Origin of the sequence: Rathayibacter sp. AY1B4 (assembly GCF_002932815.1) — a bacterium.
In the GTDB taxonomy this organism is placed as follows: Bacteria; Actinomycetota; Actinomycetes; order Actinomycetales; family Microbacteriaceae; genus Rathayibacter.
Window position 1 is genome coordinate 184,098 of sequence record NZ_PSWN01000003.1, and the last position, 17,778, is coordinate 201,875.

The window sequence follows — 17,778 nt, forward strand, 5'->3', positions numbered from 1 at the left end:
CCGCGTCCGCGCCTCGTCTTCGACCGCTAGCCGGCCCGAGGGCGGTAGAAGCGCACGACCGGGAGGGCAGCCGTCGGAGCCTCGCGCACGACGATCTCGAGGCGCTGGATCAGGGCCGGGACGGTCGGCGTGGTCTCGAGCCGGCACTCGAGCTCTCCGTCGCGGCCCGGCAGGAGGAAGGCCGCCTGCGCCGCGGAGGCGCTCCAGAGCAGCCGCTCCACCAGCGGCCTCGCGGTCGGGTCCTCGGCGAGCCCGCCGATTCCCGCGATCGCCGTGGCGAGGCGGCGGGCGCGCACGTCGGCCGGCACATCGCTCAGCAGGTTGGGGCTGAACAGGGCGCCGCTGCCCGGCTCCCCCGCCCGGGTGAGGTCTCCCGCGACGATCGCGGCCTCGACGGCGGCGGCCGCGGCGAGCGTCGACGGGAGGAGGGTGATGGTCCGCGCCGGAGGAGCGGTGTCCTCGAGGGCGGCGCGGAGCAGTCCCGTCGCGGCGGCGGCGAGCTTCGCCCCGTTCGCGGTCGCGAAGACCACGGCCCCCAGGCCCGACTCCAGATGCCACCGCATGTTCGACGACCAGCCCGGCAGGCCGCCGGAGTGGTGGGCGATCCCGCCGAAGCGGACGTCGTGCTCGACGACGAGGCCGAACCCGTACGCGGAGCCGTCGAGCGTGCTCTCGACGGCGCGAGGGCTCAGCGCGGGGACCGGCGTCCAGCCGCGCTGCATCTCGCGGCGGGAGGCACGGCTCAGCACCGGGTCGTCGTCCGCGCCGTCCTCGCCCTCGAACGCGGAGGAGAGCCAGCCGCTCCAGCGGGCGATGTCGCCGACCGTGCTGAACATGCTCGCGGCGCAGGCGCCCGCTCCGGTGCCGGTCACGGGGCGGGGCACCCAGGTCCCTCCGTCGTCGAAGGTGCTGAAGCCGGCCGCCAGGTCGGTGCCGTCAGGGTAGTCGCCGCTGTCGTAGCGGGTGTCGTGGAGGCCGAGCGGCTCGAGGATCGTCCGCGTCGCGAAGGTCGGGAAGTCCTCCCCGGTCACGTTCTCGACGAGCACGCCGAGCAGCCAGAAGCCGATGTTGGAGTACTGGTAGACCTCACCCGGCCGCTCCGTGAAGGTCAGCCCGCGGCCGACGACCTCGAGGAACTCCTCCCGCGTCAGAGCCATGACGTCGTCGGCCCAGCCGTTGTCCTCCGGGAGCCCCGAGCAGTTGCTGAGGAGCATCCTGATCGTCACGGGCAGCGGCAGGCCCGCGGAGTCGAGCGGGTCGGTGAACTCCGGCACGTGGTCGGCGACGCGGTCGTCGAGGCGGAGCAGCCCGCGGTCGCGCAGGATCAGCACCGCCGCCGCCTCGAAGCTCTTCGACATGGAGGCGATGCGGTGCACGGTCCCGGGCCCGGGAGCGGCGCCGTCGAGGCGGTGCTCGCCGCGGCCGTGGTGGACGAGCAGCCCGGTGCGGTCGAACAGGGCCCAGCTCACCGAGGGGGCCGGCGGCGCCTCCCCGTCGAACCACCGGGCCAGCCGGTCCTGGAGCGGCGGGGAGAGGAGCGTCGGCGGAGGGAGCGTCATGCCCTCATCCTCCCGCACGCGGCACAGGCCGCCGCGGTCCTGCGGGTCACCGCGGGAGGACGCCGTCGGGGCTCAGCCAGTCCGGGCGGCTCCCCTCGACCGCGTCCAGGACGTCCTCCTGCGGGCCGGTCGCCGGTCTCCGCGGCGACGATGATCTGGTCGTCGACGGGAGCGGAGGGACCCGCCGTGCATCCGGCGAGCATCCCGATCAGCAGCACTCCCCCGGCGATGCGCGCCCCCCTCGGACCCGTCCGCTCACCGTCGAGCGTCGCGGCGACGGCCGCTCCGGCGGGCTGACGGGTCCCGGCGAGAGCCCGGAGCGACTGCCGTCACCTGCGAGCCGGACGAGGAACTTCTCAGGTCCTCTTGCGTGTCGCAGGCGCGGAACCTAGTTTTGTCGAACCGGTTCGAAGCACTGTTGCTCCGACCCCGGACCGACGCCCGCCGTCGTCCGGCCGGCTGTCCCCACAGAAAGTGACCAGCGTGACAACGATGTCCTCCCCGAGGCGCGGCACCCGCTCCCTCGCCCTCGCGCTGAGTGCCGCGACACTCGCCGCCCTCGCCGTCGCTCTCCCGAGCGCCGAGTCCGCCTCCGCGGCCGACACCTCCGTCCCCGCCGACGCGCTCATCCTCCAGTACGACTTCGAGCAGGGGCAGGTGTCCGGATCCACGGTCGCCGACCTCTCGTCGAAGAAGCTCGACGGCACCGTCGTCAACAGCGCGAGAGCGACGTACGTCGCGGGTCGGAAGGCCGGTACGACCGCGATCGACCTTCCCGGGGGCGCGGCGGACTCGACCTCCGCGCCGTACCTGACCGTGCCGAACGGGCTCTTCCAGGGCGTGACGCAGACCACCGTCTCCGCCTGGACGAAGTGGTCCGGCACCGGAGGCTTCCAGTGGCTGTGGTGCCTGGGCATCAGCCCCGACGCCGCGTCGGCCTTCGCTCCGTCGTTCGACGGCGGCAGCGCCCGCGCGATCATCAAGCAGCTGAAGGACGGCGGCGAGACCGGAGTCTCCAGCTCCTCGCCGCTGCAGAAGGACCAGTGGGTCAACGTCACCGCGACGATGGACGGCACGACCGTGACCCTGTACCTCAACGGTCTGCAGGTCGCGACGGCTCCCGCCTCCGTCGACCTCGCGAAGCAGCTCTACTCCGCCTCCGCCTCCAAGAGCGGCAACATCGGCCGGGCGCTCTGGAACGTGCACCCCTACTTCGACGGAGCGATCGACGACTTCCGCGTCTACGACCGGGCTCTGACCGCCGCTCAGGTCCGGGGTCTGGCGGGCGACGCCGCGCCGGCCGTCACCGGCGTTCTCTCGACGAGCGTCGCGGTCACCACCGGCATCGGCGTCGCGCCGGCCCTGCCGGGGGTCCCCGCCACCTACTCCGACGGCGTGAACCGCGACGCCCCGGTCACCTGGGAGAGCGTCCCCGCCTCCGCGTACGCGAAGCGCGGCACCTTCACCGTGAAGGGCACCGTCACCGGCCTCGGCACCGCGGTCACGGCGACCGTCACGGTGCGCGCACTCGACGAGATGACCATCGACCTCGGCACGAGCACCGGGGAGTTCATGGGCGGCGCGTCCGGCACCCTCTACGGGGTCTACGGCGAGGGCCTCCCCTCCGACAACCTCCTCGAGGGGATCGACCTGCGCACGGTCTCGACCAAGGCGCAGGACGGGCCGCAGCATCCGGGCGCGGACGCGTTGAGCGTCGCGAAGGCCGTCGCCGACACCTCGGACGGCGACACCTACATCTACATGACGGACATCTACCGCGGCTTCCCCTACGAGTGGCCGGGCAGCACTCCCCAGGAGAAGCTGGCCGACTACCAGGCGAAGATCGCCACGCAGGTCGACCAGGTGCTCGCGCTCCCCGAGGAGTACCAGGACAACATCGTGTTCGTGCCGTTCAACGAGCCCGAGGGCAACATGTTCGGCAACGGGAAGTGGAGCTACGACGGGAAGAGCTGGCTGGAGGACCCGACCGCGTTCTTCGCGGCCTGGGACAGCACCTACGCGCTGATCCGCGACAGGATGCCCGACGCCCGCATCGCCGGACCGAACACCAGCGTCCTCTACGACCAGGTCCGCGGGTTCATGACCCACACGCTCGAGCAGGACACCGTCCCCGACGTGATGACCTGGCACGAGCTGAGCGCCCCGGGTGAGATCCGCACCAACGTCGACCGCTTCCGGGCCTGGGAGGACGAGCTGTACGCGGGCACGTCCTACGCCGGGAAGCACCTGCCGGTGAACCTCAACGAGTACGCCTTCAACTACCACACCTCCGTGCCCGGCCAGATGGTCCAGTGGATCAGCGCGCTCGAGGACAAGAAGGTCGACGGCGACATCGCCTACTGGAACATCGACGGCAACCTCTCCGACTCCGCGGTGCAGGCCAACCGCGCCAACGGCCAGTGGTGGCTCCTCAACGCCTACGCCTCGATGACCGGCGACACCGTCGCGGTCACGCCGCCCAAGCCCGGCCAGAGCTACACCCTCCAGGGCGTCGCGACCCTCGACACCGCGGCCAAGCAGGCGAGAGCCCTCTTCGGAGGCGTCGGCGGCTCGCAGAAGGTCGCGTTCGAGCGCATCCCGGCCGCCACCTTCGGCTCGAAGGTCCACGTGGAGGTCAGCGAGATCCGCTGGACCGGCCAGGTCGGCGACTCGGGAGCCCCGCAGACGGTGAAGGAGTTCGACGCGTCCGTCGTGGACGGCGCCCTCTCGCTCGACTTCGGCGGATCCCTGCCCGCGCTCGACGTCGACTCCGCCTACGAGGTCGTCCTGACCCCGGGCGCCAACGCGTCGTCGCCGTCCGCCTCGCCCGTCGACTTCCGCCAGAAGTACGAGGCCGAGGACGCCCGCTACACCGGATCGCGGAACCTCAACGGACCCGAGGGCTCGCCGACCAACGTCGGCGGCTTCTACACCTCGGGCGGACGCAACGTCGGCGGGATCCGCACCGGCGGCGACCTGAAGCTCGACTTCGCGGTCACCGTCCCGAAGGACGGCGAGTACGACCTCAGCGTCTTCGCCAACTCCCTCAACACCTACGCCGCCAACGCCCAGCAGGGTCCGATCAACGCGTTCCTGAGCGTCGACGGCGCTGCGGAGCAGGAGATCCTCCTTCCGCTGGCCTACAAGTTCGTGGTCTGGGACCACGCGGACACGAAGGTGACGCTGACCGCCGGCACCCACACGATCTCGCTCGCCGCGAAGAACCTCGCCGGCACGAAGTCGACCGTGGGCGACGCGATCATCGACAAGATCGAGCTCTCCCTCCCCAGCGCGGCCGCCGCGACCTCGATCCACGAGGCCGAGACCGGTACGCTCGAGAACGGAGCGACGGCCGACTACTCCCGCGCCGGCGTCTCCGGCTCGGGCACGGCGACGCTCACCAGCGGCGCCTCCACCACCGTCTGGGGCTACTCCGCGAAGGACGCGCCGTCCTCCGTGACGGTGGACACCCTGGGCGGCGGCACCGGCGACCTCTACGTCAACGACGTGAAGGTCGGGCCGGTGGGCGCGAGCTCGACCCGTCAGGTCTTCCTCTCGGGCGGCGTGAACAAGATCGAGGTCGTCGGCACGAGCGGCACGCTCCTCGTCGATCGGATCGTCATCGGAGCGAGCGCGAACCCGCCCGCGACGACGAGCTATGAGGCGGAGGCGGCCACGATCACCGGCCCCGCCACGGTCCGCGACCTGTCCTTCGCGTCGGGCGGCAAGGCCGTCGGGAACATCGGGGGCGGACGCGACGGCGACTCGACCCTGACCTTCGGCGACGTGAAGGCCGAGCAGGACGGGACGTACGCGCTCACGCTGCGCTACTCCAACGAGGAGCAGTCCCCCGCGACGCACTACAACCCCGACCCGCTCGCCCGCCACGCGGACATCACGGTCAACGGAGTGACGCAGCGCGTGCTCTTCCCGCACACGTTCCACCAGAACCAGCTGTGGGACCTGAGCGTGCCGGTCACGCTCAGGAAGGGCTCGAACACCATCGCGATCACCTCGAAGGAGCTCCCGGGCTTCGACGGGACGACCTACCTCTCCGACACCTTCCCGGGCGTCCTGCTCACCTCGCAGTACGCGCCCAACATCGACAGGATCTCGGTCACGCCCTTCGTCGGGCGGACCACGGGCCTGACGGTGACCGGCACCTCGGCCTCGCGCTGCACCGCGGGGAAGGTCACGATCACGGGGACGGCGACCAACACCAGCGCGGTCGCCGCTGACGTCACGATCGGCTCGGCCTGGGGCACGAAGACCTTCACCGGGGTCGCTCCCGGCAAGACGGTCTCGGCCGCCTTCAGCACCCGCGCTGCGAGCGTCGGAGCCGGCGCTCTCGACGTGCGGATCGCGGGGACGGTCGACGGCGCTGCGGCGAGCGGATCCACGGCACCGGCCTACGGTGCGGCGCGCTGCGGCTGATCCGTCCAGAACGCCCTGACGCGGCCGGGCACCTCGTGCGCCCGGCCGCGTCGACGTGTCGTCGGGACCGGACGTTCCCCGACGGGGACGAGCGCGCCGTGGACGAGCAGAGCGCCGGAGCCGCAGCGTCCGGTCCTCGCTCCGGGGACGCGGCGCCCGAGTTGCGTGCGCCGCGCCGCACTGCCACTCTCGACACGGTTCGAGCGGGGGTGGAGATGGCCACGATCGGAGACGTCGCGAAAGCGGCAGGGGTCTCGCGCAGCACGGTGTCGTACGTCCTCTCCGGCAAGCGCAGCATCTCCCCCGAGACGCGCAAGCGCATCGAGGACGCGATCGCCGAGCTCGACTTCACGGTCAACGCCGGAGCACGGGCGCTCGCGACGCGCCGCACCATGGCGCTCGGCCTGCTCGTCCACTTCGACCCGGACGAGTTCGCGCCCGCGATGGTCGAGTACGTGCTCCCCATCACGGCCCGCGCCCGCGAGCTCGGCTACGACGTGCTGCTGGCCACCGAGGCCGACGGGGCGGCTGCCGTCCGCCGGCTCACGCGCTCCGGTCAGGTCGACGGACTGATCCTCCTGAGCGTCGCGGACGACGACGACCGGCTGCCCGTCCTGCGCGCCTCGCGGCGGCCCGGTGCCGCCCTCGGCGTGCCCGCGGACGCCTCCGGGGTGGACGTCTTCGACCTCGACTTCGGCGACGCGGCCCGCCTGCTGATCGAGCACCTGGGCGCCCTCGGGCATCGGAGCATCGGTCTCGTCACCCCTCCTGAGCGCGTCTTCGACCGCGGAGGGACCTACGGGCTCCGGTTCCGCGAGTCGGCTCTCGAGACCGCCGGTCGGCTCGGGATCGAGCTGGTGCTGCGCCCGGCCGCCACCGCCGCCGACGCCGTCGAGCCGATGATCACGGCGTTCCTCGACGACAACCCCGGTCTCACGGCGCTGGTCGTCCACAGCGACCGGACCATCGCGATGCTTCCCGCGATCCTGGGCCGACGCGCTGTCGCCGTGCCCGGGCAGCTGTCCGTCGTGAGCCTGTACTCGGCCGAGTTCGCCCGCGACTTCTCGCTCCCCTACAGCTACGTCGAGACGGGTGCCGCCGAGCTCGGCGCGCACCTGGTCGACACGCTCGTCGAGCGGATCGAGCAGCCGTCCCTCGGCGAGGAGCCGTCGATCCGACTCCTGCCCGCGCGTCTCGTCGACCGCGGGAGCGCCCGCGCGGTCTGAGGGCCGCTCCGGAGCCCCCGAGGCCCGGTCAGAAGCGCGAGGCGACCTCGTAGAGGACCTCGTCGTCGCCCGCGTAGACGCCGTCGCGCCGCGGCCAGTGCGCGATCACGTCCGTGAAGCCGAGCTCCTCCGCCCGGCCGGCCATGTCCTCGAACCGGGCGACGCTCTCGAGGGAGTAGTCGCCCCCGGAGTCGAGCGAGAGGTGGCGCTCGACGGTGCGCGGGTCGCGCCCGGCCAGCTCGAGCGCCGCATCGAGCCGCCGGGAGAGGGACGCGACCGCCCGCCACCACTCCTGGCTCGACACTCCCTCCGGGCCGGTGGTGACCCAGCCCTGCCCGCGCTCGGCGACGAGCGCGAGGCCCTTCGGCCCGTTCGCGGCGAGGACGAACGGGACGCGGGGGCGCTGCACGGGCTCGCCCACCATGCGCGCGGAGCGGGCGGTGAACCACTCCCCCTCGAGGTCCACGCCGCCCGAGCCGGGCTCCTCGAAGCGCAGCAGCGCGTCGAGTGCGGTGACGAACTCGGTGAAGCGCTCGTGCCGCTGCCGGGGCGAGTACTCGGGCTGCCCGAGCACGCGGGCGTCGAAGCCCGTGCCGCCCGAGCCGACCCCGAGGATCGTCCGACCGCCCGAGATCTCGTCCAGGGTCGCGATCTCCTTCGCGAACGGCACCGGGTGGCGGAAGTTCGGGGAGGTCACGAACGTGCCCAGGCGGAGCGTCTCGGTCACCGTCGCGGCAGCGGTGAGGGTGGGGACGGTCGCGTGCCACGGCTCGTCGGCGAGGGAGCGCCAGGAGAGGTGGTCGTAGGTCCACGCGTGGTCGAAGCCCAGGCCCTCGGCCGACTGCCACTTCCGGCGGGCCTCGGCCCACGGGTCCTGCGGGAGGATGACGATGCCGTGTCGCATCGTCCGAGTGTACGAGCGCCGGCGGGTCAGAGCGCGGCGGGCGGCACCGGGGGCGGATCGGGCACCTCGTCCACGACCGAGCGCGGGACCATCAGGGTCGGCATCCGCACGCGCAGGCGCAGCGGTTCCCGCTCCGACGCGCCGAGCAGCTCGCGGGCGGCGCTCCGCACCTGCCGGGCCAGCGCCGGGTGCACGGCCCTCGGATCCTCGAACGCGGCGACCAGCTCGCGCAGCACTCGGGTGGTGCTCCGCGGGTCGCCGTCCTGCCTGGGCATCGGATCGGCCCCTCACTCTCGGCACGGCCGTCAGGGTCCCGGCGGTGCAGCGGATGTCTCGCGCCGACGGTAGGGCCGGGGACGGCGCCGTGGCACTGAGGTTGACAACGGGAGGACCCGGCGGATCGCGGTGCGCGGGGTGCGATCCGGGCGAGGGCGGTCCTGCTGGGGATCGACGGCCACCGCCGGGAGAACCCGCTTCCCACGATCGCGCCCGTCCGGTCGCGGCTACTCTCGGGGCGTGATCACGACGACGGAGCGGGTGGACGACTGGGTCGAGGGCTGGTGCCGGGCACGCGGCGTGCAGCGCGTCCGCGAGGACGGGGCCTGGCTGGTCGATGTCGGAGCGGAGTCGCGCATGCGGGAGCGGATCCTGGTCGATCCGTCGCCCTCCGCGCTGCAGGCGGGTGCCGAGCGGACGGCCGGGCCCCGGGAGTGGCTGACGGTCATGGGCCTGGGCGACGACGCCCGCCTAGCGCCCGCCGCCGGGCTGGAGCTCGTCGCGGGCGACGAGAGCCTGATGGCGGCGCTCCTCGGCCCGGGCCGCACCGCCGAGGGTGCCCTGCTCGCGGGAGCCGTGCTCGAGGCCGCCGACGGAGTGGCGAGCGTCCGGCTGCTGGTCGACGGAGTCGTCGCCGCTCAGGGCACCGCCGCCGTGCACGGGACGGTCGCGGTCCTGGACCGGATCGAGACCGATGCGCGGTTCCGCCGACGCGGGCTGGGACGGCGGGTCGTCGACGCCCTCACCGCCTGGGCCCGGTCCGAGGGTGCACGGAGCGGTCTCCTCGTCGCCAGCACGGACGGCCGCGCCCTCTACCTCACGCTCGGCTGGGAGGTGGTCGCGCCGGTGCGCATCTGGCGCGGGGCCGCACTCCGAGATCCGGGACAGGGCTGCGCGGCCGCCGGGCGATGAATTCCCGATCCGCCCCTCCGGAAGCGCACGTCCGCGTGAGTGCGGAATCGCGCGCAGCGGACACAGGCGGCGGAGAACGGCGGAGCAGCAGTGGAGCGGCCGCCCGCAGATCCGAATTCAGCCGATAAAATCATCCTCGAAAGAGGGACACCGGCTATTGCTCACACGGCCTTGTCCGAGAAGCGGATCATCCGCTTCTCGGACTCGTGTCACCGCCCTAGGGTCGTCACCAGAGAGCGCCCTTCTCGGCCGAGTAGAGCTGCTTCACCTGCTCCGCGGTCAGCGCCCGGTCCCACACCCGCAGTCGGGCGAGGGAGCCGGCGAAGCGGTTGATCATCGTGCCGTCCCGGCCGACCGCTCCGACCACGAAGTCGCCCGGAGCCGCGTTGAGGCCGTCGGGGTAGACGTAGGGGTTCTTGGCGTAGGTCGCGCCGAGCTTGTCGGTGTAAACCGGGTACGCGGTGGCGGCGCCGTCGAGGTACGAGACCGCGACTGCGCCGTCGTACGTCCCGACGTGCAGCTGCCACACGCCGCGCGTGATCCGGCGGGGCTCCACCGAGTAGTCGCGCGAGTACGGGTAGCCGGGCGTCGGCCCGCCGAGCTTCGAGACGTGCATGCACACGCGCTCCCAGCCGCCGTACTCGGGGAGGTTGTTGAACAGCGCGTAGGAGCGCAGCGGCCCGACCGTCGACTCCTCCCAGACGCCCGCGATGCAGGCGCCGTCCGCGTCGGAGTTGAGCACCCACACCGCGATCGTCACCTGGCCGGTCGAGGCGCCCAGGTTGAGCGGGCCGACCTCGCCCTTGGGGACGACCAGGTGGTCCGTCGTCCCGTTGAGGGCGACTCCGGTGCCGAACGGCGTGGCGACGGCGCGGGCGGAGGAGCCCGCACCCTGCCGGAGCGCCGGAGCGCCCGCGACGGCCGAGGCGAAGGGGGCGGCGCTCTCGGCGAAGGACCACTCCGCGATCGGCGTGGGCACGGTGACCGTGGGGACCGGAGCGGCGTCGCCGACCACGAACGCGTCGAGGATCAGGTTGGTGCCGCTCGAGGAGGGATTGCGGCCGCTTCCGCGGCGGATGGTCACCGTGTGCGGCCCGGCCGCGAGCTGTCCGCTGCTCCAGACCGTCTGCTTCGACCGCGTCGCGGCGCTGTAGCGGTCGACGGACGCGACCTTGACTCCGTCGAGCTCGACGTCGTTGATGCCGGACGAGCCGGTGAGGCGGCTGATCCAGCTCACACTGGTACCCGTGAAGGCGAGGGTGGCGGAGGCGCCCGCGGTGGTCGAGTAGGCGATGCTGCCGCCGCTGTCCGTGCTCGCCTTCAGCGTCGACCACGTGCCGGTCGTGACGATCGGGGCGGCGCCGTTCTCGTAGGTGCCCGCTCCGGGCAGGGTCGTCGCCGGCGGAGGCGTCGCGTCGCCGACCACGAAGGAGTCGAGCAGCAGATTGCTGCCGGTCGAGGCCGGATTGCGGCCGCTCCCCCGGCGGATCGTCAGCGTGTGCGGCCCGGCCGCGAGCTGTCCGCTGCTCCACACCGTCTGCTTCGAGCGGGCGGACGCGCTGTAGCGGTCGACGGAGGCGACCTTCACGCCGTCGAGCTCGACGTCGTTGATCCCGGAGGACGACGTGAGTCGGCTGATCCAGGCGATGCTCGTGCCGGTGAAGGCGAGCGTCGCGGAGGCGCCGGAGCTGGTCGAGTAGGCGATGCTCCCGCCGCTGTCCGCGGTGGCCTTCAGCGTCGTCCACGTGCCGGTGGTGACGATCTGCGCGGCGCCGTTCTCGTAGGTGCCCGCGCCGGGCAGCGTGGACACGGGCGGCGTCTCGGGCACGGGCTCCGTCTGCGGCACGGGGCCCTCGGCGATCCAGCGCTGGAAGGTGTCGATCATCTCCTTGTTGGTGAAGCTCGGGACCTTGTGGCCGTCGGTGCCCTCCCCCGGGTGGGTGCGCAGCGTCGCCTCCTTCGCCAGGGGCAGGGCCGCGGCGTGCAGGGCGGCGCCGTGCAGGGCGAGCGGCACCATGACGTCGTCGGGAGATCCGGTGATCCTCAGCCGGGCGCCGCGCCACACCGACGCGGGCAGCCGCGCCGGGTTGGTGGCGGCGATCGCCGCCGCATCCGCGTACTCGGGGCCGATCTTGTCCGGCTCGCTCGCCGCGCGCTCCTCCATGTCGTAGGAGCTGCTGCAGAGGTACGCGCCCCGGATGTTCGGCACCATCCGCTTCCCGTAGGCCCAGGCCAGGAGCGGCCCGCCCCCGGAATCGGACCGCAGGAGGCTCGCGTCGATCCGCCACACCGACGAGGCCCAGGCGGCGACCGCGGCCTGGATCTCGATCGCCCGCGGGCTCGACCAGATGCTGCCGCCGTAGGTCGGGCAGATGCTGACGATGCCGCGGTCCACGGCGAGGTCGGCGGAGTAGGCGAAGGCGCTCGAGAGCGCCGTGTGGGTGCCGTTGCGGGCGTGGTAGTACCAGAGCATCGATGCGCCCCTGGTCTGCGACGGAGGTGTCGCGTGCGGCACGAACAGGCGCGCCCGGTCCCCCGCGACGACGACGTCGATGATCTCGTAGCGCTTCCCGCCCGTCTTCGACGTGGCGGTGGACAGGCGCGAGACCTCGCCGGGCAGTCGGGGCACCGCGGTGAGGTCGCCGGCCGCGAGGGCCGGCGTCGCGAACGCGATCGCGCCCGCGCCGGCGACGGATCCGGCGAGGATCGTGCGGCGGGAGAGAGCGGAGAGGGCCTTGCCGCCCGATCGGGAGCCGGTGCGGGAGGAGTCGGCGGAGTCGCCTACGGCAGTGTCCTGAGGAGTCACGGAAGAGAGAGCCTTTCCGATCGTCACCGTTCCGGGTACACCGATCGAAAGAGGAGGAGAAGGCGTTCAGTGAACGAGCGGCAGTGCTCGCGCTACTGATGCGGATCACCTTCTCCTCGAGAAGGAAAGGGAAGCCGGATCAGGCTAACAGAGGGGATGAGAAAGGGTTCAGTATTTCTACCCACCGCTTTATCAACCGGAAGAGAACGCACCAGGAATCGCTTATCCGGCCGCTTATCGTCCCTTTTCCGGTGACACGACGCGCGCCGGACACCGCCGTCTGGCAGGATGCCCCCGTGTCGGAGACGGGTCGGCTGCAGCGGGGCGGCGCCCTCCCCGTGCTCCTCGTGTTCCTCCGCCTCGGGCTGACCTCGTTCGGCGGGCCGATCGCGCACCTCGGCTACTTCCGCGAGGAGTTCGTGGTGCGCCGCGGCTGGCTGACCGATCGCGCGTACGCCGACCTCGTCGCGCTGTGCCAGTTCCTCCCCGGACCCGCGTCCAGCCAGGTCGGGATGGCGGTCGGCCTGCAGCGCGCGGGGCTCGCCGGACTGGTCGCCGCGTGGTGCGGATTCACGCTCCCCTCGGCGATCGCCCTGGTCCTCGTCGCCGGTCTCGTCGCCGGTGCGGGCGATGTCGCCTCCGCCGGCTGGCTCCTGGGCCTCCAGGCGGCGGCGGCCGCGGTCGTCGCGCAGGCCGTGCTCGGGATGGCGCGCTCGCTCGCACCGGACCGCCGCCGCGCGACGATCGCCGGCGCAGCGGCTGTCGCCGTCCTCCTCGCCCCGGAGCCCGCGCTGCAGGTGGCGGTGATCGCGGCGGCGGGCCTGGCCGGCGTCCTGTGGCTGCGCGGCGAGGAGGCGGCTCCGGACGAGGGCCCGGGCTTCGCGGTCCGGATCCCGACGGCGCTCGCGGTCTCGGCCCTCGCCCTCTGGGGGCTCCTCCTGGCCGGCCTCCCCCTGCTCGCCGCGCTCACCGGCGAGGGAGCGGCGGGTCTCGCCTCCGTCTTCTACCGCGCGGGCGCTCTGGTGTTCGGGGGCGGCCACGTCGTGCTGCCTCTGCTGGAGGCGCAGACGGTCGGCGCCGGCACGGTCGGGCAGAGCGAGTTCCTGGCCGGCTACGGCGCGGCGCAGGCGGTGCCGGGCCCGCTCTTCACCTTCTCCGCGTTCCTCGGCGCGGTGGGCGCGGGGACGCCGGATGGCGTCGCGGGGGCGGCGATCGCGCTGGTCGCGATCTTCCTGCCGGGCGCTCTGCTCGTGGTCGGCGTGCTCCCGTTCTGGCAGCGGCTGCGGCACCTGCCGGTCGCGCAGAGGGCGCTGGCCGGCGTGAACGCCGGCGTGGTGGGACTGCTCGGCGCCGCCCTCTACGACCCGGTACTGACGGAGGGCATCGGCTCGACCGGCGCCCTGGCGCTCGCGATCGGCGCCTTCGTGGCGCTGACGCGCTGGACCGTGCCCCCGTGGATCGTCGTCCTCGCCGCCGCGGGCCTCGGCACCCTGCTCCTCTGACTCCCTCCGGGGACGACGATCCGGACCAGCCCTGGCAGTCTGGACGCATGAGGGCTCGGGGGACGACAGCAGCAGTGGCGACGACGGCAGCGGCGGGGCTCCTGCTGCTGGGCGGGTGCACCGCCGGCGGCGGGGCCGAGGCGGGCGCCACGGCGTCCGCGCCCGCCTCGCGGACGCCGAGACCCGCCATCACCGACCTGATCACTCCGAGCCCGACCCCCTCCGCTCCGGCGACCGCCGAGCCGGTCGGAACCGTCGTCGACGCCGGGCCGGTCGGCGAGGGAGTCCCCGCCACCGTCTCGGGCACCGGCCCGGCCGACGTGTCGTTCCAGCGGCAGGGCGAGTTCGCGGTCGTCCTGAGCCTGGACTGCTCGGCCTGCACCGGCACGGCGATCGTCACCGCCGCGGGCCGGATGACGCCCTTCGGCGAGGCCGCCGCCCCGATGACGGGGTCGTTCCTGACCGGGATCTTCCGCGACGACCCCGTCGAGCAGCAGGTGATCGTCCGAGCCGACGGGCCGTGGACGCTCGGCCTGCAGAGCTGGAACGACCTCGCGACGGTGAGCGGTGCGCAGTCCGGCACCGGCCCGGCCGTCCTGTTCTTCTCCGACGACGTCCCGCGCGTGACGGTCGACTACACGCCCGCGGGTCCGGACGACTCGTTCTCCGGCCGCGTGTTCACGACCTCCGATCAGCCGCAGCTGTTCGGCGACTCCGTCGCCTTCTCCGAGGTGTTCGAGGCCGACCTGCCCGGCGTCATGGCCGTCCAGACCGAGGGGACCTGGACCGTGACGCCGACGCCCTGACCCGGGGTCGTGACGCGCCGTCCGCGGAGTCGGGGAACGGGAGCCCGTCGGCCCAGACGCGCTGCACGCGGAGCGACGCGTCGAGCAGGACGACGTCGGCGCGGTACCCGGGGGCCAGCAGGCCGAGGTCGCCCCGGCCGAGCACGCGGGCGGGAACGGCGGTGAGGGCGGCGACGGACGCCTGCAGCCCGAGCTGGCCGGGCCCGACGGCCCGCCGCAGGGCCTCGTCCTGCGTGAGCGTGGATCCGGCGAGCACAGCGGTGCCCGCGAGCCGGGCGACCCCGCCGAGCACCTCGACGTCGAGCAGGCCGAGGCGGTGCGTTCCGTCGCCCGGCCCGGCCGCCGCCATCGCGTCGGTGACGAGCGCGATGCGCCCGGGAGCCGCCGCGAACGCGAGCCGCACCACCTCGACGTCCACGTGCCGGCCGTCGAGGATCAGCTCGAGCGCGACCCGCTCGTCTCCCAGGGCCACCGGGATCGGGCCCGGGGAGCGGTGGCCGATCCCGGGCATGGCGTTGAACGCGTGCGTGACCAGCCGGGCTCCGCGGTCGAACGCGGCCCGCGCCTGGTCGGCGTCCGCCTCGGTGTGGCCCACCGCGACCACCGTGCCGGCGCCGGCGAGCCGCTCCACCGCCGCGAGGGCTCCCGGCAGCTCGGGCGCGAGCGTGATCTGCGCGAGGCGTCCGCGGGCGGCGTCCAGCAGCCGGCCGACCGCGCCGGAGGAGGGGTGCACGAGAGCCGCGGGGTCGTGCGCTCCCCTGCGCGAGGGCGCGAGGAACGGGCCCTCGAGGTGCGCGCCGAGCACGAGCGGGTCGGTGGCCGCGAGGGCCGAGACCGCGTCCAGAGAGGACTCCAGCTGCTCCAGCGGCGCCGAGACCAGGCTGACCAGCGAGCGCGTGGTGCCACGGGAGCGGTGCAGCGCGAGGCCCGCGCGGATCGCCTCCGCTCCTCCGTCGAAGCCGTAGCCGCCCCCTCCGTGCACGTGCAGGTCGATGAAGCCTGGGACAGCGGTGAGGCCCCGCGCGTCGTGCAGCTCCGCCCCCTCCGCCTGCGCCTGCCAGCCGGTGCCGGTGCCGGTCGCCGTGATCGCGCCGTCCCGCGCGAGGAGCCAGTGGTCCTCCACCGTCCCGGCCGCGTCGACCTTCCGTGCGCTGTGGATGATCAGCGCGGCGTGCGCCATGCGGTCGTCTCCTGGGTGTCGGTTCCGGATCGGCGGGGACTCCGCCCCCTCCCGACGATGGCACAGCCCCCGCCGGTCGCGCCGGTCCGACACCGATCACTGCGCCACCCCGAACGTATTCCGCGCCTCCGCGTCACGAACAGGGACCTCGCGCGTCTCCTGTGCATGCCTCCCCTGGACACCCGAACCCCCACCCCTCGCCTCGCCGCCTCCCGCCGGCCGCTCGACGTCGTCGCCATCGCGGCGGCCGCCCTCGTCAACGAGCGCTACCTCGATCGGCGCTTCACCGTCCACCACCTCGCCGCCGAGCTGCGGATGCCCGCCCTGCTGCTGCGGCTGCGGTTCCGCCGCTGCTACGGGCTCGGCCTCGACGAGCACCTCGCCCTCCGCCGACTCGAGCTGGCCGCCGTCCTGATGGCGAGCACCCCCGTCGCTCTCGGCGGCCTCGACCGCATCGCCCGGGGCTCCGGCTACCGGGGCACCGCCGAGCTGGACCGCGACCACCGGAGGCACCGCCGGTCGTCCGCGCTGGCCGCCTGGTTCCGGGCCGCCCCGCGTCCCGAGCGCGAGCACCGGCACGGCATCCGGCCCGAGGAGGAGCTGCTCGCCGCAGCGCCGGGTGCCGCGACTCCGGCCCGCCCCAGCAGCATCCGCTCGGCACCGGTCACCCCGCTGAGGCGCCGCGCCTGAGCCCGGCCGCGGAGCGGTACAGTGCCACGATGCGCACCTCCGGAACCCGCCGATGACGGCCGTCCGCTACGTCGCGATCGGCGATTCCTTCACCGAGGGCGTCGGCGACGAGCGGCCGGACGGCACCCCGCGCGGCTGGGCCGATCTGACGGCCGCGGGATGGGCGGCGGCCACGGGCGAGCGGATCGAGTACGCCAATCTCGCGATCCGGGGCCGGCTCATCGCGCCGATCCTCGCCGAGCAGCTCGAGCCCGCGCTCGCCCTGGGCCCGACCCACCTCTCCTTCAACGGAGGCGGCAACGACATGCTGCGCCCGCGGGCCGACATCGAGCGGATCGCCGACGCCTACCTCCGCGTCCTCGAGCGCTGCGACGAGCAGGGCGTCGTGCTGATCGCCCTGGCCGGCGCCGACCCGTCGCCGCGGCTCCCGCTCGGCTCGCTCATCCGCCGCCGCGGGGACGCGCTGACCGACGCCGTCCTGCGCCGGACGAGCCACCGGACCGACGTGGTCGTCGCCGACAACTGGCACGACCCCGCTTTCGCCGATCCGGCGCTGTGGTCGGAGGACCGCCTGCACCTCGGCCCGCGGGGACACCGGCGGGTGGCCGACCGGGTCCTGCGGGCGCTCGGGCTCACGCCGCCCGCCGCGCTGCCCGACGCTACCGAGGCCGCACTCCGGCGCGGCGGAACCGTGCAGTACTACCGGCAGCACGTCGCGCCGTGGGTGCGGCGCAGGCTCACCGGCACGTCCTCCGGGGACGGCCGCGCCGCGAAGTACGCGGGCTTCGTGCCGATCGACCCGGTCTGACGCCTCCTCCGAGGAGCACGGCGCTCGTTCGACGGGCAGGGATCTCCCCTGAGGCGCTCAGCGGCGACCACTCGCGGCCGCTCGACGGCGTCGAGCGCTCAGTGCCAGCCGTACCGCGCCGAGAGCACCCGGGCGACGGCGTCGTACCGAGCGCGCTCCAGAGCTGCTCCTTCGCGGCGCATCCCGGCGGGGTGCACGCGGAACACGCGCTCCGGGTCGACCCAGCTGGGGCGCCCGTCCGGGTCCCAGCCGCCGGTCCCGACGGCCAGGTAGTCGGAGTGCTCCTTCGAGCTCAGCCGCACGGCGAGCACTGTCCCCGACTTCTCGACAGCGAGCACGAGCACCGGGCGGTCCTTGCCGCGGCCGTCGTCCTCCTCGTACGGCACCCAGGTCCAGACGACCTCGCCCGGGTCCGGGTCGCCGTCGGGCGTGGGCGCGTAGCCCAGGCGGACCCCGCGGAGCCGCGACGGGTCGACCTCGACGGTGCGGCCCACTCCGCTCGCGCCCGGGGTCGGCGCCGTCGTGCTCAGGTACGGGCGCTGCGGGCGGGGCCCGGCGTCCGGCCGCGGGGCGACCGCGCGGCCGAGGAGTCGGAGGAGCAGGGACACGACCGAGCGCGAGGAGGGCACCCCGGAACCCTAGCCCGGATCCGCGGCCGCCCGCCCGCGGGGGCGC

13 protein-coding genes are annotated in these 17,778 nt (G+C 73.7%); 7 read left to right on the forward strand and 6 right to left on the reverse strand.

What is annotated here, in order from left to right; genetic code table 11:
- Positions 1 to 26: 26 nt before the first annotated feature.
- Entirely contained in the window at positions 27 to 1,559 is a 1,533-nt protein-coding gene (locus C5D66_RS03115) for a serine hydrolase (RefSeq protein WP_104255014.1), read from the reverse strand.
- A 492-nt stretch (positions 1,560 to 2,051) separates the two neighbouring features.
- Here C5D66_RS03115 and C5D66_RS03120 point away from each other — a divergent pair, with 492 nt between their 5' ends.
- Positions 2,052 to 5,993 carry a LamG-like jellyroll fold domain-containing protein gene (locus C5D66_RS03120; RefSeq protein WP_104255015.1) on the forward strand — a complete coding sequence of 1,314 codons (3,942 nt, stop codon included), beginning with the start codon at positions 2,052 to 2,054 and terminating at the stop codon, positions 5,991 to 5,993.
- A gap of 215 nt (positions 5,994 to 6,208) precedes the next feature.
- Positions 6,209 to 7,219, forward strand: a complete 1,011-nt coding sequence (locus tag C5D66_RS03125; RefSeq protein ID WP_104255044.1) for a LacI family DNA-binding transcriptional regulator — start codon at positions 6,209 to 6,211, stop codon at positions 7,217 to 7,219.
- A gap of 28 nt (positions 7,220 to 7,247) precedes the next feature.
- Here C5D66_RS03125 and C5D66_RS03130 read toward each other — a convergent pair whose 3' ends face one another.
- On the reverse strand, positions 7,248 to 8,123 hold the full coding sequence (locus C5D66_RS03130; protein ID WP_104255016.1) for an LLM class flavin-dependent oxidoreductase: 876 nt from the start codon (positions 8,121 to 8,123) through the stop codon (positions 7,248 to 7,250).
- Between the two features lie 26 nt (positions 8,124 to 8,149).
- On the reverse strand, positions 8,150 to 8,398 hold the full coding sequence (locus C5D66_RS03135; protein WP_146079249.1) for a hypothetical protein: 249 nt from the start codon (positions 8,396 to 8,398) through the stop codon (positions 8,150 to 8,152).
- A gap of 241 nt (positions 8,399 to 8,639) precedes the next feature.
- Between C5D66_RS03135 and C5D66_RS03140 the strand changes: the two genes are divergently transcribed.
- Positions 8,640 to 9,311, forward strand: a complete 672-nt coding sequence (locus C5D66_RS03140; RefSeq protein ID WP_219814272.1) for a GNAT family N-acetyltransferase — start codon at positions 8,640 to 8,642, stop codon at positions 9,309 to 9,311.
- 226 nt (positions 9,312 to 9,537) lie between these two features.
- On the opposite strand, the gene C5D66_RS03145 is transcribed toward C5D66_RS03140, so the two are convergent.
- Positions 9,538 to 12,117 (reverse strand): LamG-like jellyroll fold domain-containing protein, encoded by a 2,580-nt coding sequence (locus tag C5D66_RS03145; RefSeq protein ID WP_104255018.1) that lies wholly within the window; start codon positions 12,115 to 12,117, stop codon positions 9,538 to 9,540.
- Positions 12,118 to 12,413: 296 nt separating this feature from the next.
- Between C5D66_RS03145 and chrA the strand changes: the two genes are divergently transcribed.
- On the forward strand, positions 12,414 to 13,619 hold the full coding sequence (gene chrA / locus C5D66_RS03150) for a chromate efflux transporter (RefSeq protein WP_258061244.1): 1,206 nt from the start codon (positions 12,414 to 12,416) through the stop codon (positions 13,617 to 13,619).
- A 47-nt stretch (positions 13,620 to 13,666) separates the two neighbouring features.
- Positions 13,667 to 14,425 carry a hypothetical protein gene (locus C5D66_RS03155; RefSeq protein WP_146076890.1) on the forward strand — a complete coding sequence of 253 codons (759 nt, stop codon included), beginning with the start codon at positions 13,667 to 13,669 and terminating at the stop codon, positions 14,423 to 14,425.
- On the opposite strand, the gene C5D66_RS03160 is transcribed toward C5D66_RS03155, so the two are convergent.
- Complete coding sequence (locus tag C5D66_RS03160; RefSeq protein WP_104255020.1) at positions 14,376 to 15,605, reverse strand: N-acetylglucosamine-6-phosphate deacetylase; 1,230 nt, start codon at positions 15,603 to 15,605, stop codon at positions 14,376 to 14,378. The genes C5D66_RS03155 and C5D66_RS03160 overlap by 50 nt on opposite strands.
- A 165-nt stretch (positions 15,606 to 15,770) precedes the next feature.
- Here C5D66_RS03160 and C5D66_RS03165 point away from each other — a divergent pair, with 165 nt between their 5' ends.
- Positions 15,771 to 16,295, forward strand: a complete 525-nt coding sequence (locus C5D66_RS03165) for a hypothetical protein (protein WP_104255021.1) — start codon at positions 15,771 to 15,773, stop codon at positions 16,293 to 16,295.
- Positions 16,296 to 16,347: 52 nt separating this feature from the next.
- Positions 16,348 to 17,103: an SGNH/GDSL hydrolase family protein gene (locus C5D66_RS03170; protein WP_104255022.1), complete on the forward strand. Its 756-nt coding sequence runs from the start codon at positions 16,348 to 16,350 to the stop codon at positions 17,101 to 17,103.
- A 98-nt stretch (positions 17,104 to 17,201) separates the two neighbouring features.
- Here C5D66_RS03170 and C5D66_RS03175 read toward each other — a convergent pair whose 3' ends face one another.
- Entirely contained in the window at positions 17,202 to 17,732 is a 531-nt protein-coding gene (locus C5D66_RS03175) for a type II toxin-antitoxin system PemK/MazF family toxin (protein WP_167299028.1), read from the reverse strand.
- Positions 17,733 to 17,778: the final 46 nt, after the last annotated feature.

Coding starts and splice junctions, on each gene's coding strand:
- C5D66_RS03115 (WP_104255014.1), bottom strand. CDS start 1,559: ATGACGCTCCCTCCGCCGACGCTCCTCTCCCCGCCGCTCCAGGACCGG.
- C5D66_RS03125 (WP_104255044.1), top strand. CDS start 6,209: ATGGCCACGATCGGAGACGTCGCGAAAGCGGCAGGGGTCTCGCGCAGC.
- C5D66_RS03170 (WP_104255022.1), top strand. CDS start 16,348: ATGACGGCCGTCCGCTACGTCGCGATCGGCGATTCCTTCACCGAGGGC.
- C5D66_RS03130 (WP_104255016.1), bottom strand. CDS start 8,123: ATGCGACACGGCATCGTCATCCTCCCGCAGGACCCGTGGGCCGAGGCC.
- C5D66_RS03135 (WP_146079249.1), bottom strand. CDS start 8,398: ATGCCCAGGCAGGACGGCGACCCGCGGAGCACCACCCGAGTGCTGCGC.
- C5D66_RS03120 (WP_104255015.1), top strand. CDS start 2,052: ATGTCCTCCCCGAGGCGCGGCACCCGCTCCCTCGCCCTCGCGCTGAGT.
- C5D66_RS03160 (WP_104255020.1), bottom strand. CDS start 15,605: ATGGCGCACGCCGCGCTGATCATCCACAGCGCACGGAAGGTCGACGCG.
- C5D66_RS03155 (WP_146076890.1), top strand. CDS start 13,667: ATGAGGGCTCGGGGGACGACAGCAGCAGTGGCGACGACGGCAGCGGCG.
- C5D66_RS03165 (WP_104255021.1), top strand. CDS start 15,771: ATGCCTCCCCTGGACACCCGAACCCCCACCCCTCGCCTCGCCGCCTCC.